This is a genomic window from Brevibacillus fortis (assembly GCF_046196545.1).
GTDB lineage: Bacteria > Bacillota > Bacilli > Brevibacillales > Brevibacillaceae > Brevibacillus > Brevibacillus fortis_A.
Genome location: NZ_CP176370.1, coordinates 4,535,588 through 4,548,062, shown reverse-complemented (window position 1 = coordinate 4,548,062; position 12,475 = coordinate 4,535,588). Strand labels below are relative to the sequence as shown.

The following is a 12,475-nucleotide window of genomic DNA, read 5'->3' as shown; positions in this document are numbered from 1 at the left end:
ATGGAAGAAAGATGCGCATTCAACCCTCCGACATGATTGATCGACTCCCTACCCAGTTTTTTGCGACCCTGGTGGCAAAAGTAAACAAGGTCATTGCGCAAGGCCATGACGTCATTAACCTGGGGCAGGGCAATCCAGATTTGCCGACACCGCCACATATTATTGAAGAATTACAGGCGCAAGCGGCACAACCACTCCATCACAAATATCCGCCTTTTCAGGGACGCGTGGAACTGAAGCAGGCAGTGAAACATTGGTATAAGCAAGAATTTGATGTGGACCTCGATCCGGAGGAAGAAGTAGCGATTTTGTTCGGCAGTAAAACCGGACTCGTAGAGATTTGCCAAGTTCTTATGAACGCAGGCGATGTTGCATTGGTTCCAGACCCAGGTTATCCGGATTATTGGTCGGGAGTTGCTGTCGTAAACGGACGGATGGTCATGATGCCGCTGAAGGCGGAAAATGACTTCTTGCCAGACTACAGCCAGCTCTCCCAAGCTGATTTGGATCGAGCGAAACTGATGTTTCTCAACTATCCGAACAATCCGACAGCAGTCAACGCACCACTCGAGTTTTATGAGGAAACCATTCGTTTTGCCCAAAAGCATGAAATCGTCGTCTGCCACGACTTCGCCTACGGGGCGATCAGCTATGACGGGAAAAAGCCGGTCAGCTTCATGCAGGTTCCGGGAGCAAAAGAAGTGGGCGTAGAATTTTATACCTTGTCTAAAACGTACAACATGGCAGGCTGGCGTGTTGGTGCCATGGTAGGAAATCGCGAGCTGGTTCGTCTGATCAATCTCATTCAGGACCATTACTTCGTCAGTCTGTTCGGAGCGGTACAGATGGCGGCAGCCAAAGCGATGACGGATTCGCAGCAGTGCGTTCGCGATCTCGTCGCTGTCTACGAAAGCCGCCGCAATGCCTTGTACTCCAATCTGCATCGGATTGGCTGGCAGGCGCCACCATCTCAAGGGTCGTTTTTTGCTTGGCTTCCTGTTCCAAGCGGCTTCACATCCGTGGAGTTCTCTGACCTGCTTTTGGAAAAAGCGCATGTCGTCGTAGCGCCAGGAAATGGCTTTGGCCCGACAGGTGAGGGCTATGTACGAGCGGCTTTGTTATCAAATGAAGACCGTCTCGCAGAAGCGGTCCAGCGGATTGAGCGGTTGGGGTTATTTACGAAAACAAAATAAAAGCGAGGCAATTTGGCCACACTACCATACAAATGGAGTGTGGCTTTTTTCTTCTAGAATAAAAATCATTCTCATTATTGACAGATAATGATTTTCATTATACGATGGCATTGTTAATGATAATTAGTCTCAGCGAGAGCGGGAGGGTACCATGCGCTATCAGATTAACGGTTACACGGATATGTATACGGTGATCGCCAACGAGCGAAAAATCGGCGGGGCCATTGAAGCAGGCCAGATTCGCCTGCGGACGGGAGAAGTTTACGCTAATGCTGTTCTCACTCGTTTGGAAATGTCAGGTGCGCATTTTTGCTCGATCGGATTTGTTACAGAAGAAGGCAAAAGACTGATTGTCCATGTGAATGATATCAGCATGATCGCTGATGCTCGTCACGTCAACGTTTGTGAGCTGACGAATGAATGCATGAGAGTGGAGAAATCCGCAGAGAGACTGAAGCGATTGAAGCGTCTCTGTGAACTGAATGAAGGCAGCTGTACGCCGACCTTCCAAGAAGAGGCACTGCTGTTGGCAAGCGATATTGGTATGGAAGAAGCGTCCACGCATGTAGACCTCTCTTTCCTCCCACACACAGAGAAACCGCGTGTGTTCCGCATCGCCTAGGAAGATATAGCCCATACATATGGACCCCTTTTCGTTTGATACGAAGAGGGGTTTTTTGCATGCAGTGTGTCAAGACTAACGATTGAACAACCGCTCGACATAGTCAAAACCTATCCGCTCATAGCTAGCAAAGATTGGACTTACGCTGTTGACAGTGATAAAACAAGGATAAGCAAAATCAAGGGGGAACGGAACATGGAGTACTCATTTTCAAAATCTGTCGAAGCACTATCCTCCTCGGCTGTCCGGGAAATCTTGAAGCTGACCCAAGGCAATCAAGTGCTCTCGCTCGCAGGTGGACTGCCAGCAGAGGATTCTTTTCCAATAGCAGAGATGCGTGAAGCGTTCAACCGCGCATTCGAACAAGGAGCAAAGGCTCTTCAGTACGGATTGACTGATGGATATTTGCCACTTCGTGAGTGGATTGCATCCCGCATGAAGCAAAAGCAAATGAACGTCGGTGCAGATAATATGATCATCACAACAGGCTCTCAGCAAGCAGTAGACTTGTTGTGCCGTGTATATTTAGACGAAGGCGATGTCGTTCTCGTCGAAAACCCTACCTATTTGGCAGCGGTTCAATTGTTCCAATTCCGGGGAATTAAAGCGATTCCCGTAGACGGCGATGCTGATGGGATGGATCTGGACGATCTGGCGAAAAAAATTGCCCAGTACCGCCCGAAAATGGTGTACGTCATTCCTACGTTTGCGAACCCGACAGGAAAGGTATGGAGTCTGGAACGCCGTCTCGGCTTGCTTCGTCAATGTAAGGCGCAAAACATTCTCATTCTGGAAGACGATCCGTATGGAGAGATCCAATTCGATGGGGAAACACCGTACCGCTCGATCTTCTCACTGGATGAGCATCCGACCGATTCCTGTGTGGTGTACACCAGTACTTTTTCCAAAATTGTCGCGCCGGGCTTGCGTACCGGATGGGCCATTGGAGATACACGCGTGATTCAAATGATGGTGAAGGCGAAGCAAGCAGTTGATTTACAGTCGAGCACAATCGACCAGTATGCACTGTATGAGCTTTTGTCCCGCTTTGATCTGGAGCGCCACATTGAGAAAATCCGTGAGTCTTATAAGGCGCGCATGGAATGGATGCATGAGCTCTTGGTTGCGCAAAACTGGGAGGGCGTACAGTGGGAAAAACCAAGAGGCGGGATGTTCCTCTGGGTGAATCTTCCTGAGCACGTCGATGCTGAGAAGCTGCTGGCCCGTTCCGTACAGGAAGGCGTGGCATTCGTGCCAGGGAAGCCGTTTTATGCAGCAGAGCCGCATATCAATACGATGCGCTTGAACTATACACTCTTGAACCGGGAAGACACGGAGCTTGCGATTTCCAGATTGGGCAAAGCATTCCACGCCTACAGCGAATCTCTGGTGACAAATGTTTAATAGAAGCAAAAAGACAACCATTGGCATTGTGCTGGTTGTCTTTTTTGATGCATGTTTACAGGGAAAGCTCTCTTTGTGCCCGATCGAGCCATTCATTCACAAGCTCTGCAAACAAAAGCGGCTGCTCGATCTGCAAGTTGTGTCCGGCACAATCGAGTGCGGCAAAAGAAGAGCGGGGATAGCCTTCGATAATATCCCAAATATCGCGATAGCCGACAGAATGATCTTGTTTGCCCACAACAAAAAGACTTGGATGTGGGAAGGGGGCCGTATCCAAAGGGAAGGACACGCCATACGCTTGCCTGATTTTACTGAGGAAAGAAGGGTCAGACAGCATGTAGCCGTCGACAATCTCTTTTTTATAGCGGTTCCACGTATAATCGGTAGCGACTACCGCCATCGACTCAAACTCCGCTCGCTCCGTCTCACTCAACTTCTCCCAGAGAGAAGGCTCCTCTATTAGGACGGGTTTATTCGGCAGTGTGCGCATCTCTTTATCAGGAATAATGTTCGGGCAGATGAACAGGGCGCCCTTCACTTGATCCCGGCGCTTCTCGATAACTGCTCGTGTAAGATATCCGCCGTATGATTCACCCGCAATGAAAAAGGGTTCACCTGGAATGAGCTGATCGATGAACGCGAGGACAACCTCCAGAATATCGTCCGTGGTGTGAATATGTTCGTAGTTTTCCGTTTGTCCCATTCCAGGCAGGTCTATGTAAAGTCGTCGGTATCCCGGACGTTTCTCAAAAATTGGTTCCAGACATCCAGTCATGCAGCGGTGATCAAGTGAAAAGCCGTGAATCATCACGACAGGAAAACCGCTTCCGATCTCTTCATAGTAAAGATTGACGCCATTAACCTCGCATCTCATAAAAGCCCCCCAACGACATTTGTGTCAGATTGTTTTGAAGTTTCGGAACGCACGTTCTTATTATAAGTGATTTGTTACATATTACAAGAATGAAAAAACACACCCACAACGAGAATCGTCAATGGGTGTGCCAAAGGGCTTCCTATTCTTCTGTTTCTTCCAAGGTGCAAATTGCACTTGGACGCTTGATCCGCAATACAACGCACTCATATACACGGAACAGACTGTTCATTTGCTCGTCTCCGAGGAATGCGGAGTCGAAGTCTTCCGCAATCGCCAGGTCGAGATTGTGGCGGCCAGTCGCTACCAATACGCCGGAACGGCCTTTAATGGTAGGAGATTGGAAGACACCATCTGTAACGAGATTGCGAACATGCTCGATCTCAAGCACGTTGGTGCCTTTGTGCACGCGATGCAAGAGAGAGTAGAGTTCAGGAGAAACAACCAGTGCATACGGACCGCTGTGGCCCATTTTCAACAGCTTGTTGCGTGCTTCCACGATATCGGCAAACGCATTGCCAGATTCCATCCAGTCGCTCTTCAGATGAGTGAGGCGGCCTTTTACGTTCATCAGACCAGGGAGGTCAAATTCCGCAGCACCGTTGAAGATCAGATCGTCTTCCATCAGTGCACCACCAGCAGCTGCATTGGCAGCCGCGCTCATGTCCAAAGGCATGCCCAGTGTGCGTGCTTGGGCAACATCGCGCCAGTAGAGCATGAAATCCTTGTACAGGATCGGAATCGTCATGCTAACACGGCGGCTAGGCTGTGTCATTTCCAATGATTCTCCGCGCAGGGAGAGACCGCCAAAACGGGATTCCTCATATACATCGTTGGTAATGGTTTGGATGCCTTCACCCAATGGTCCATAAATATCGATAAAACGACGTCCTACCAGCTGGCGGCGAGCCATGTCAACGACAGTTGCATCCAACTGGTTCCACTCTTCAGTCGTCAAGGGAGAGTCTGGGTATTTACGAAGCTTGTCCATAGTGTAACCTCCATGTTATTTCAGGATTTCCGATTCTTTACATTCCTTTCAAGCTGCCAACTGTCAGTCCTTTTTTGCCGGAAACCGCAGGGGTGGAATGCTTGATCACGGAAGCAACACCGTGAGGAGCGGAAGCTGAAGCTTTCAAATGATCGACCTGGTGAACGTCGTGCCCCTCATCGTGATCAGTGAGATCAGGATGAGCCGCATCAGAGAATCGTTGGCTCATGTTCGCCATGATCTCTTTGACTGTCAAATAGTCTGTATGCGTCTTTTCACGCATGCCATCCAGGAGCTGACGTGTTTCGTCATCCTTGAATTCATACAGAGAGAGCTCCAGATGCTCGCGGAAATTGTGCAGTCCAAAACGTTCCAGATTTACATCGGACAGCATTTGCGAGAGGTCGCGATCACTTAGCTGATCCAGGCTTTTTCCTGAGGATAGCTTCTCCAGGTAGGGAACCAATTCCTGCAAGCGACCCATGCGCTGTTCTTCTTCTTCCAAAATATGATGGTAGTAAAGACGAGTATGCTCGTCCGTTGCCGCGTCGATAATCGGCTGGATAACGCCCATGAAGCTGTTGATATAACCTTTGGTGCGATCAAAAATGGCGTGCAGCTGTGTAATTTCTTGCACCCTACGCCACCTCCTCATTACAATCTATTTTTACATTATACCGTTGGAAAAAACACCCGGGCAACACCTATGTACATTTTCCTATGATTACGAAGAATATAATGCGGTGTAATTTGGAAAAGAGGGCGGGAGCTCTAGAGCGCCGTGGCTTTGCCTATTGGCTTCATTTCTAGTTTTGTTTTTTGACAAAAAAGTTATCATGGAGAGTATTGTCAAAGACAGTTGGGAATGATAATATTTATCAATAAGAGTGATATTCATTATCAATTAGCAAACTGAGAAGAAAACATAAATCCTACAATCACCTAAATTTAAGGAGGTAACAAGTTATGTCATCCATTTTAGTAATTGGCGGAGATCGCCTGGGCAATATTATCGAATTACTGCAAGGTCAAGGCTTCAAGGATATCCACCACGTAACAGGACGGAAAAGCTCGCAAACTGGGGTGAAAATTCCAGCTGGTATCCACATGATTCTGGTGTTGACTGATTTCGTCAATCACAACTTGGCCAAAACTGTGAAAAACCAAGCCAAAGATCGCGAGCTACCCATCGTTTTCTGCAAGCGTTCGTGTTCTGCGATTGCCAAAGCTTTTGATCTCACTGCGTAAATACATACTCTCCAGATCGGGCAGACTACGTTCGTGAGTCTGACACCAACGGAGGAATGACGCATGGAACAGAATCGTTTGAGTGAACTGCCTATCGCACAGCTTACGGCCGCTCAGCTGCAACAATTAAAACAGGCAGAAGAACAAATCAACACAGAAGGTCCAAATGTATATCTGATTGCATTAGAGAAGCAATCCCCGTCCTCCTAGACGGGGTTTTTTTGTTAAATTGTTTGCTTCTCACTTGAATACGTATTGCTCCAGTTGCATTTTGAGGGCGTCAATTCCGATGGCGAAGCCCAAGCATTGGCTGGATTGAATGATGAATGCATTGAGACCAACGACTTCCCCATTCAAATTAATGAGTGGACCTCCGCTATTTCCTGGGTTAATGGCAGCATCCGTCTGAAAAATTTCTTCGTACATTCGCTTCGCAACCTGTAAGCGGCGGTTTTTGGCACTGATGATTCCCGCTGTCACAGAATTTTCCAAACCAAGTGGGGAACCAACTGTCGCCATACTGGCAAAATCAGAGGCAATTTTAATGGAAAGACAATAGATGCAGGCAGACCTCTCGATTTTTCTGACCAGAGGCAGCGTCTGTTGCTTCTGCGTTAATACGCTGGATGAGTGTGCGCACGAGCAATCGCCGTTCTTTTTCATTTGCATGCGTCCAAATCAGTTTCCAATTGGAAAGCGTATCTAGATCAAGCGGTTGTTCTTTTGAAAAAGCAGTGTAAGTCCGTTCCTGTTCTTTTGCAGCCAGCTCCAACGCACTGATTTTCTCTCGTAAGGCCGGGAGAGTAAGAAATCCCTCTTCATAAGCTTGTTCCCAGCGCTGCCTTCGAATTTGCAGCTGTTGCTCGGTTTCTTTCGCGGGAGCGCGGGAATTCGGCTGTAACACAGTTTGATACACTTCCTTTAACGCAGCGATTGACTCTGGCGAATGTTGCATCAGCTCGTGCACAATGGTTTTTTCCAAGCGATCCTCACGTATGGCAGGAGCATCACACGTACCAGCCAGCTTGTTTTTACATAAATAGTAGCGGTGCGTGTAACGTTTTTCCCCTTTTCCCGTGATGGTGGTCGTTTTCCCGCGCATAGAGGAGCCGCAACGCGCGCAGTACAGCAATCCAGAAAAGAGATAGTGGGAGCTGAGAACGCGGGGATGGCTTGTTCCGCGAGCACTCATCCGCTCCTGCACCCGCGAGAAACATGGATGATCGATGATGGCTGGGTGAGTCGCCTCTTCGATAATCCATTCCTCCGGGTCATTGCGTTGTTGATCGGCGTCGGTGTAATTCCAACGCAACGCACCTTGATAGACCGGATTTTTTAACAAGCGAAGCACGGCACTTGCACTCCATGAAGCTCCATTTTTCCCGCGCAAACCGGAATGATTCGCCCATTCAGCGATTTGGCGCGGAGATTCACCTCGATCATAGCGCTCGAACATGCTGCGTACGCCAGCTGCTTCGCTTTGATTCACGACCAGCGTTCCTCGCACCAGATTGTATCCATACGGTGCAGGTCCTCCTGGTCGTTTTCGTTCTCTTGCCATCTGGCTCATTCCCAGCTTGACCCGTTCTGCCAAGTTTTCGCGCTCCCACTGTGCGAGGGCAGCCACTAAGGTAATAAACAGTCGCCCGATTGCCGTAGTCGTATCGTATACCTCAGTGCAGCTTTTAAAGTGTACCGCATGTCGATCGAACTCCTGCAGGAGCTGATACAGATCAAGGACAGAGCGAGTGAGCCGATCAAGTCGATAGACGAGGACGACATCGATTTGACCCGTTCGGATATCCTGAAGGAGCTGACCGAGTGCGGGGCGATTCGTATCTTTGGCACTTACGCCTTCATCTGCGTAGACTGCATGGACTTCCCAACCTTGGGAGTGAACGTACGAGAGCAGCTTTTCCCTTTGAGCGGGAATCGAAAATCCTTCACGTGCCTGATCCTCCGTACTGACACGAATGTAGACGGCCGTTCGCATCGCCCGTCCTCCCTTCACCTTGGGTTGCTAGAGTGTACAGCAAAAGGGAGGAGCTTATGCCTGACCGAAAATAAAAAACCCCGCTTATCCGTCTTGGACAAGTGGGGTTAGGCTACATCCATTTTTGGCCCCATTCATGAATGGAATCAATGACTGGACGTAGATCTTTTCCTTTTTCGGTCAATTCGTACTCAATGCGAACCGGAATCTCTGGGTACACTTTGCGCTCCAAAATCTCCAGCTCCTCCAGCTCCTTCAACCTTTCAGAGAGCATTTTATCACTCATATGCGGAACCATTTCGCGGATATCTTTGAATCGTACAGTTCCGCGTAGCAACACATGAATAATCAGGCCGGTCCAACGCTTTCCGAGGACGTTTATTGCACATTCATATTTTGGACACATGTGTTCGCCAGAAAAATCTTGACTCATATCGGCGTCACCTCTATCTTGCAGCATTATTGTTGCCCTTTATTCTAACAGATTAGCTTGAAAAAAGTAAGTAACGAAAAGTTGGAATGACACTTTGTGAATGGTGAGTAGTCAAGCCTGTTTTTATGGACAAATGTTTCCCTATAAGGTGTCCACACATACACTAATCGCGAAATAAGAAGCAAAGAGGGTGTTACGATGCTTTCGAAACGGGTAATCGGCATTTTAACCTGGCGGGAAGGTATACGCTTTGAGGAGCCAGATTATTTGCGAAGGCTGGTTCAAACAGGGCAAAAGCTAGGCGCAGAAATCTACCTGTTTTCGCATCAGGACGTCAATGTTCCCGCAAGAAAGATCAAGGGCTTCATCCCAAAACCGAACGGGGGCTGGATAAGTAAATCGTTCCCTTGGCCAGAAGTTGTAATCGATCGGTACCGCCGCAGGGTAAAGGAGTATATCCGGCTAAGGAATAGCGATCTGTTTTTCTTTGCAAACAGTCCGTTCAGTAAGAAATGGAGAGTGACGAATCTGCTCGCTTCCGATGAACGCGTCAAACGCTGGATTCCGGAGACGCATATTTACGAAAAAGGCTTGGTCCGAAACATGCTCGCACGCCATGGGCTTGTCTATGTCAAGCCAGGCAATGGCACAGGGGGAAGAAGCATCCTCAGAGTGAAGAGCAGCGGCAAGGACTACAGCCTCTCCGGACGTGACAAAAAGCATAACCATCATGTAGCTCGGATTGATACGGTGGAAGGCGTGGAAAAATGGGTCAAAACGTGGGTGGAGCAACAGCGTATTCGCGATGGCAATTTCCTGGTGCAGCAAGGTTTGGACCTGGGACTGCTACGCAAGCATGTCGCCGATGTACGGTTATTGATTCAAAAGGACGAGCGTGGGGAGTGGGTGGTGACAGGCTGCGCAGTACGTATGGGGGAGAACGGCAGTGCTACATCCAATTTGCATGGGGGAGGCAAAGCGATTCCCTTTGAATGGTTTATGTCCAGGCGATTTGGAGAAGAGAGGGGAGAGCTGATTAAACAGGAATGTTATCAGCTTGCTTTTGATGTAGCAAACACGCTCGAGGATTATTTCGGTCGCATGATGGAATTCGGACTGGACATTGGGGTGGATGTGAACGGACGGGCTTGGTTAATCGAAGTGAACCCCAAGCCGGGGAGAGAGGTTTTTCGCCAGATGGGTAACATGCCGCTATACAAAAAGGCGATCGCTCGTCCCGTTCAATTTGCGCTGTATTTGGCCCGGAACAAGGCTCGTTTTTTGTCTCTTTGAACACAGGTGGAGAACCGACGCTGATGACCCATTCTCCTACTTTTGTATGAGAGGAGTTGCCTAGTGGCAGCGGGTATAGCTTGCAGTCTGCATCAATTTTGATGACGGCGTAATCCCGGACTCGATCGGCTATAATGCGCTTGGCTTCAAACACTCTACCGTTATATAGCTTCACGAAAATGTTTTTGGATTTGCCGATGACATGCTCGCTCGTCAATATATACCCTTTCGGATGAAAAAGAAATCCGGAGCCAAAGCTTCGTTCCATGGGTGGAGAATTATCCTCTTGATCAATGAGGCTGCGAATTAACGAATCCACGTCTTTGGAATGGGGAGCATCCTCAGTAACGATGGAGACTACTCCCTCTTGTACTCGCTCGACAATGGGAACGAAGAAATTGAATGGGTGCAGACTGCTGCTGCTCACAGGGTACTTTACCCGCGTATATTGGGACCATTTTTTACTTTTCACCGATCTCTCCCCCTACAGCAGATAGGTATGTATCATCCTATGGGGAGTGGAGAGGGAAGGGACGCCCAATTTCTAGTCACGTGAAGGATATATCATTAATTTTGATTGATATAATAAAGAAATAGCATTGGTATAATTATTTAAATCCATTTATAATAACATGTAGTTAAAGAATATTTTGAACATAAAGGCTAAGTCCTAGCCGCTAGAGAGAGAAAAAGAACGGTAACGGAGGATGCGAAGAGATGGATGTTAAAACGATCATACTGGGTTTCTTGAGCTATGGGGAAATGAGTGGCTACGATATAAAGCAAGCGTTTACAAACAGTATTGGATTCTTTTATGACGCTAGCTTTGGTGCTATTTATCCAGCATTGCGCAAACTGGAGGAAGAAGGCTTCGTGACGAAGCAAGAAATCATTCAGTCTGGCAAGCCGAACAAGATTTTGTACCGTATTACAGAAGCCGGAAAACAATCTTTCCGTCAAGAAATCCAGACGCCTATCTTGCCGCCAGTATTGCGTTCGGACATGCTGGTTAAGATTTTCTTCGGCAAGAGCCGCACGATCGACGAACAAAAGGATTTGCTAGAGGGCTGCTTGGATACGCAACGTCAATTGCTTCAACAAAGTAAGGCCTCTTATAAAAAGCTGGAAGTAAATTTTGACGAATATCAACGTTTTTGCTGGGAATATACCATTCATCATCTGGAGTCAACCATTTCCTTTATGGAACAAAAAATGACTTCCTTGTTGAAACAACCAGCATATTCTGTTTAGTCACATAAAGCGAAGGGCTCATGTCTTGTGAACATGGAGCCCTTCGCTTATTTTCATTTATTTAAGGTTTTCTGGATTGAGGCATTCGAGCTCAGGTACAACGAAACGTCCGTCTTTGCGGATCAGGCGATCGTCAAACCAAATTTCTCCACCGCCCCACTCAGGACGTTGAATCATAACCAAGTCCCAGTGCACGGAGGATTTGTTACCGTTAAACGCTTCATCGTATGCCTGTCCTGGTGTAAAGTGGAAGCTTCCATCGATTTTTTCGTCGAAGAGGATGTCTTTCATCGGGTTTTGGATGTACGGATTTACACCAATCGCAAATTCCCCAACGAATCTGGCACCTTCATCCGTATCAAAGATTTCATTGATCTTCTCTGTATCGTTTGCAGTTGCTTCGACGATTTTGCCATCCTTGAAAGTCAGCTTGATATTATCGTATGTAAAGCCTTGGTAAGGAGATGGTGTGTTGTACGCGATCGTACCGTTGACGGAATCACGGACAGGAGCAGTGAATACTTCTCCATCAGGGATGTTGGCTTCACCTGCACATTTGATTGCCGGAATATCTTTGATGGAGAAGGTCAGATCGGTGCCTGGCCCTACGATACGTACCTTGTCGGTTTTCTCCATCAGCTCGACCAGGCTGTCCATTGCTTTATCCATTTTGCCGTAATCAAGCGTGCACACTTTGAAATAAAAATCTTCGAAAGCGGCGGTGCTCATATTAGCCAACTGAGCCATAGATGCATTTGGATAGCGAAGCACGACCCATTTGGTATGCGGTACGCGAATATCCAGTACAGGACGCGCTAATAGCTTGGAGTGCAGCTGCATTTTGTCTCCAGGCACATCAGAGAGCTCACTGATGTTGTCGCCGCCGCGGATGCCAATATAGCAATCCATTTGCTTCATGAAAGCCACATCTGCTTCACGCATGATACCCAATTGTGTTTCGGTGGCACCCATCAAGAGTTCGCGCTGAACGGATTGGTCGATCAGTTGGACAAACGGATTTCCCCCAGCTTCGTATACCTTGGCTATTACGGCTTTCGTCAAATCGGTAACGTTGCCAATGGAGTAAATTAAAACGTTTTCACCAGGCTTGACAGTCACCGAATAATTGACGAGGACGTCAGCCAGTTTTTCAATTCGTGAATCTTTCATAGG

General features: G+C 47.9%; 14 protein-coding genes and 1 pseudogene. 7 read left to right on the top strand and 8 right to left on the bottom strand.

Annotation, left to right across the window (positions count from 1 at the left end; all coding sequences use genetic code 11):
- Positions 1 to 11: 11 nt before the first annotated feature.
- From ACKKE8_RS22545 to ACKKE8_RS22535, 3 genes are all read left to right on the top strand, one after another.
- Positions 12 to 1,193, top strand: coding sequence for a pyridoxal phosphate-dependent aminotransferase (locus tag ACKKE8_RS22545; protein WP_409174974.1), 1,182 nt, complete (start codon positions 12 to 14; stop codon positions 1,191 to 1,193).
- 151 nt (positions 1,194 to 1,344) lie between these two features.
- Positions 1,345 to 1,815, top strand: coding sequence for a hypothetical protein (locus ACKKE8_RS22540; protein ID WP_088908737.1), 471 nt, complete (start codon positions 1,345 to 1,347; stop codon positions 1,813 to 1,815).
- Between the two features lie 195 nt (positions 1,816 to 2,010).
- Positions 2,011 to 3,219 carry a PLP-dependent aminotransferase family protein gene (locus ACKKE8_RS22535; protein WP_409174973.1) on the top strand — a complete coding sequence of 403 codons (1,209 nt, stop codon included), beginning with the start codon at positions 2,011 to 2,013 and terminating at the stop codon, positions 3,217 to 3,219.
- A 55-nt stretch (positions 3,220 to 3,274) separates the two neighbouring features.
- Here ACKKE8_RS22535 and ACKKE8_RS22530 read toward each other — a convergent pair whose 3' ends face one another.
- From ACKKE8_RS22530 to ACKKE8_RS22520, 3 genes are all read right to left on the bottom strand, one after another.
- A complete protein-coding gene (locus ACKKE8_RS22530) occupies positions 3,275 to 4,093 on the bottom strand; it encodes an alpha/beta fold hydrolase (protein WP_409174972.1) in 819 nt (272 codons plus the stop codon).
- A gap of 142 nt (positions 4,094 to 4,235) precedes the next feature.
- Complete coding sequence (locus ACKKE8_RS22525) at positions 4,236 to 5,084, bottom strand: family 1 encapsulin nanocompartment shell protein (RefSeq protein ID WP_007721249.1); 849 nt, start codon at positions 5,082 to 5,084, stop codon at positions 4,236 to 4,238.
- A 37-nt stretch (positions 5,085 to 5,121) separates the two neighbouring features.
- Entirely contained in the window at positions 5,122 to 5,721 is a 600-nt protein-coding gene (locus ACKKE8_RS22520) for an IMEF encapsulin system ferritin-like cargo protein (protein ID WP_409174971.1), read from the bottom strand.
- 329 nt (positions 5,722 to 6,050) lie between these two features.
- Here ACKKE8_RS22520 and ACKKE8_RS22515 point away from each other — a divergent pair, with 329 nt between their 5' ends.
- Together ACKKE8_RS22515 and ACKKE8_RS22510 are read left to right on the top strand one after the other, a co-directional pair.
- Positions 6,051 to 6,332, top strand: coding sequence for a DUF2325 domain-containing protein (locus ACKKE8_RS22515; protein ID WP_016742090.1), 282 nt, complete (start codon positions 6,051 to 6,053; stop codon positions 6,330 to 6,332).
- 63 nt (positions 6,333 to 6,395) lie between these two features.
- Positions 6,396 to 6,542, top strand: coding sequence for a hypothetical protein (locus ACKKE8_RS22510; RefSeq protein ID WP_017250462.1), 147 nt, complete (start codon positions 6,396 to 6,398; stop codon positions 6,540 to 6,542).
- Positions 6,543 to 6,572: 30 nt separating this feature from the next.
- Here ACKKE8_RS22510 and ACKKE8_RS22505 read toward each other — a convergent pair whose 3' ends face one another.
- The 3 genes from ACKKE8_RS22505 to ACKKE8_RS22495 all read right to left on the bottom strand — a co-directional run bounded on the left by ACKKE8_RS22505 (position 6,573) and on the right by ACKKE8_RS22495 (position 8,758).
- Positions 6,573 to 6,851 carry a S1C family serine protease gene (locus ACKKE8_RS22505; protein WP_173618497.1) on the bottom strand — a complete coding sequence of 93 codons (279 nt, stop codon included), beginning with the start codon at positions 6,849 to 6,851 and terminating at the stop codon, positions 6,573 to 6,575.
- Between the two features lie 22 nt (positions 6,852 to 6,873).
- Complete coding sequence (locus ACKKE8_RS22500; RefSeq protein WP_409174970.1) at positions 6,874 to 8,325, bottom strand: recombinase family protein; 1,452 nt, start codon at positions 8,323 to 8,325, stop codon at positions 6,874 to 6,876.
- Positions 8,326 to 8,437: 112 nt separating this feature from the next.
- A complete protein-coding gene (locus ACKKE8_RS22495; protein ID WP_017250460.1) occupies positions 8,438 to 8,758 on the bottom strand; it encodes a helix-turn-helix domain-containing protein in 321 nt (106 codons plus the stop codon).
- Between the two features lie 198 nt (positions 8,759 to 8,956).
- Between ACKKE8_RS22495 and ACKKE8_RS22490 the strand changes: the two genes are divergently transcribed.
- Entirely contained in the window at positions 8,957 to 10,051 is a 1,095-nt protein-coding gene (locus ACKKE8_RS22490; protein WP_409174969.1) for a YheC/YheD family protein, read from the top strand.
- Between the two features lie 64 nt (positions 10,052 to 10,115).
- Here ACKKE8_RS22490 and ACKKE8_RS22485 read toward each other — a convergent pair.
- Positions 10,116 to 10,319 (bottom strand): annotated as a pseudogene (locus ACKKE8_RS22485) (trypsin-like peptidase domain-containing protein); the annotation flags it as partial.
- 449 nt (positions 10,320 to 10,768) lie between these two features.
- Between ACKKE8_RS22485 and ACKKE8_RS22480 the strand changes: the two are divergent.
- The gene (locus ACKKE8_RS22480; protein ID WP_047071910.1) at positions 10,769 to 11,302 is read left to right on the top strand and encodes a PadR family transcriptional regulator; all 534 of its coding nucleotides are present in this window, start codon (positions 10,769 to 10,771) and stop codon (positions 11,300 to 11,302) included.
- Positions 11,303 to 11,359: 57 nt separating this feature from the next.
- Here the strand turns inward: ACKKE8_RS22480 and ACKKE8_RS22475 are convergent, their stop codons facing one another.
- Complete coding sequence (locus tag ACKKE8_RS22475; protein ID WP_409174968.1) at positions 11,360 to 12,472, bottom strand: aminopeptidase; 1,113 nt, start codon at positions 12,470 to 12,472, stop codon at positions 11,360 to 11,362.
- Between the last annotated feature and the right edge of the window lie 3 nt (positions 12,473 to 12,475).

Bases quoted from the DNA above. Each gene is read 5' to 3' on its own strand.
- ACKKE8_RS22545 (WP_409174974.1), top strand. From the start codon at position 12: ATGCGCATTCAACCCTCCGACATGATTGATCGACTCCCTACCCAGTTT.
- ACKKE8_RS22540 (WP_088908737.1), top strand. From the start codon at position 1,345: ATGCGCTATCAGATTAACGGTTACACGGATATGTATACGGTGATCGCC.
- ACKKE8_RS22535 (WP_409174973.1), top strand. From the start codon at position 2,011: ATGGAGTACTCATTTTCAAAATCTGTCGAAGCACTATCCTCCTCGGCT.
- ACKKE8_RS22530 (WP_409174972.1), bottom strand. From the start codon at position 4,093: ATGAGATGCGAGGTTAATGGCGTCAATCTTTACTATGAAGAGATCGGA.
- ACKKE8_RS22525 (WP_007721249.1), bottom strand. From the start codon at position 5,084: ATGGACAAGCTTCGTAAATACCCAGACTCTCCCTTGACGACTGAAGAG.
- ACKKE8_RS22515 (WP_016742090.1), top strand. From the start codon at position 6,051: ATGTCATCCATTTTAGTAATTGGCGGAGATCGCCTGGGCAATATTATC.
- ACKKE8_RS22510 (WP_017250462.1), top strand. From the start codon at position 6,396: ATGGAACAGAATCGTTTGAGTGAACTGCCTATCGCACAGCTTACGGCC.
- ACKKE8_RS22505 (WP_173618497.1), bottom strand. From the start codon at position 6,851: ATGGCGACAGTTGGTTCCCCACTTGGTTTGGAAAATTCTGTGACAGCG.
- ACKKE8_RS22500 (WP_409174970.1), bottom strand. From the start codon at position 8,325: ATGCGAACGGCCGTCTACATTCGTGTCAGTACGGAGGATCAGGCACGT.
- ACKKE8_RS22495 (WP_017250460.1), bottom strand. From the start codon at position 8,758: ATGAGTCAAGATTTTTCTGGCGAACACATGTGTCCAAAATATGAATGT.
- ACKKE8_RS22490 (WP_409174969.1), top strand. From the start codon at position 8,957: ATGCTTTCGAAACGGGTAATCGGCATTTTAACCTGGCGGGAAGGTATA.
- ACKKE8_RS22480 (WP_047071910.1), top strand. From the start codon at position 10,769: ATGGATGTTAAAACGATCATACTGGGTTTCTTGAGCTATGGGGAAATG.
- ACKKE8_RS22475 (WP_409174968.1), bottom strand. From the start codon at position 12,472: ATGAAAGATTCACGAATTGAAAAACTGGCTGACGTCCTCGTCAATTAT.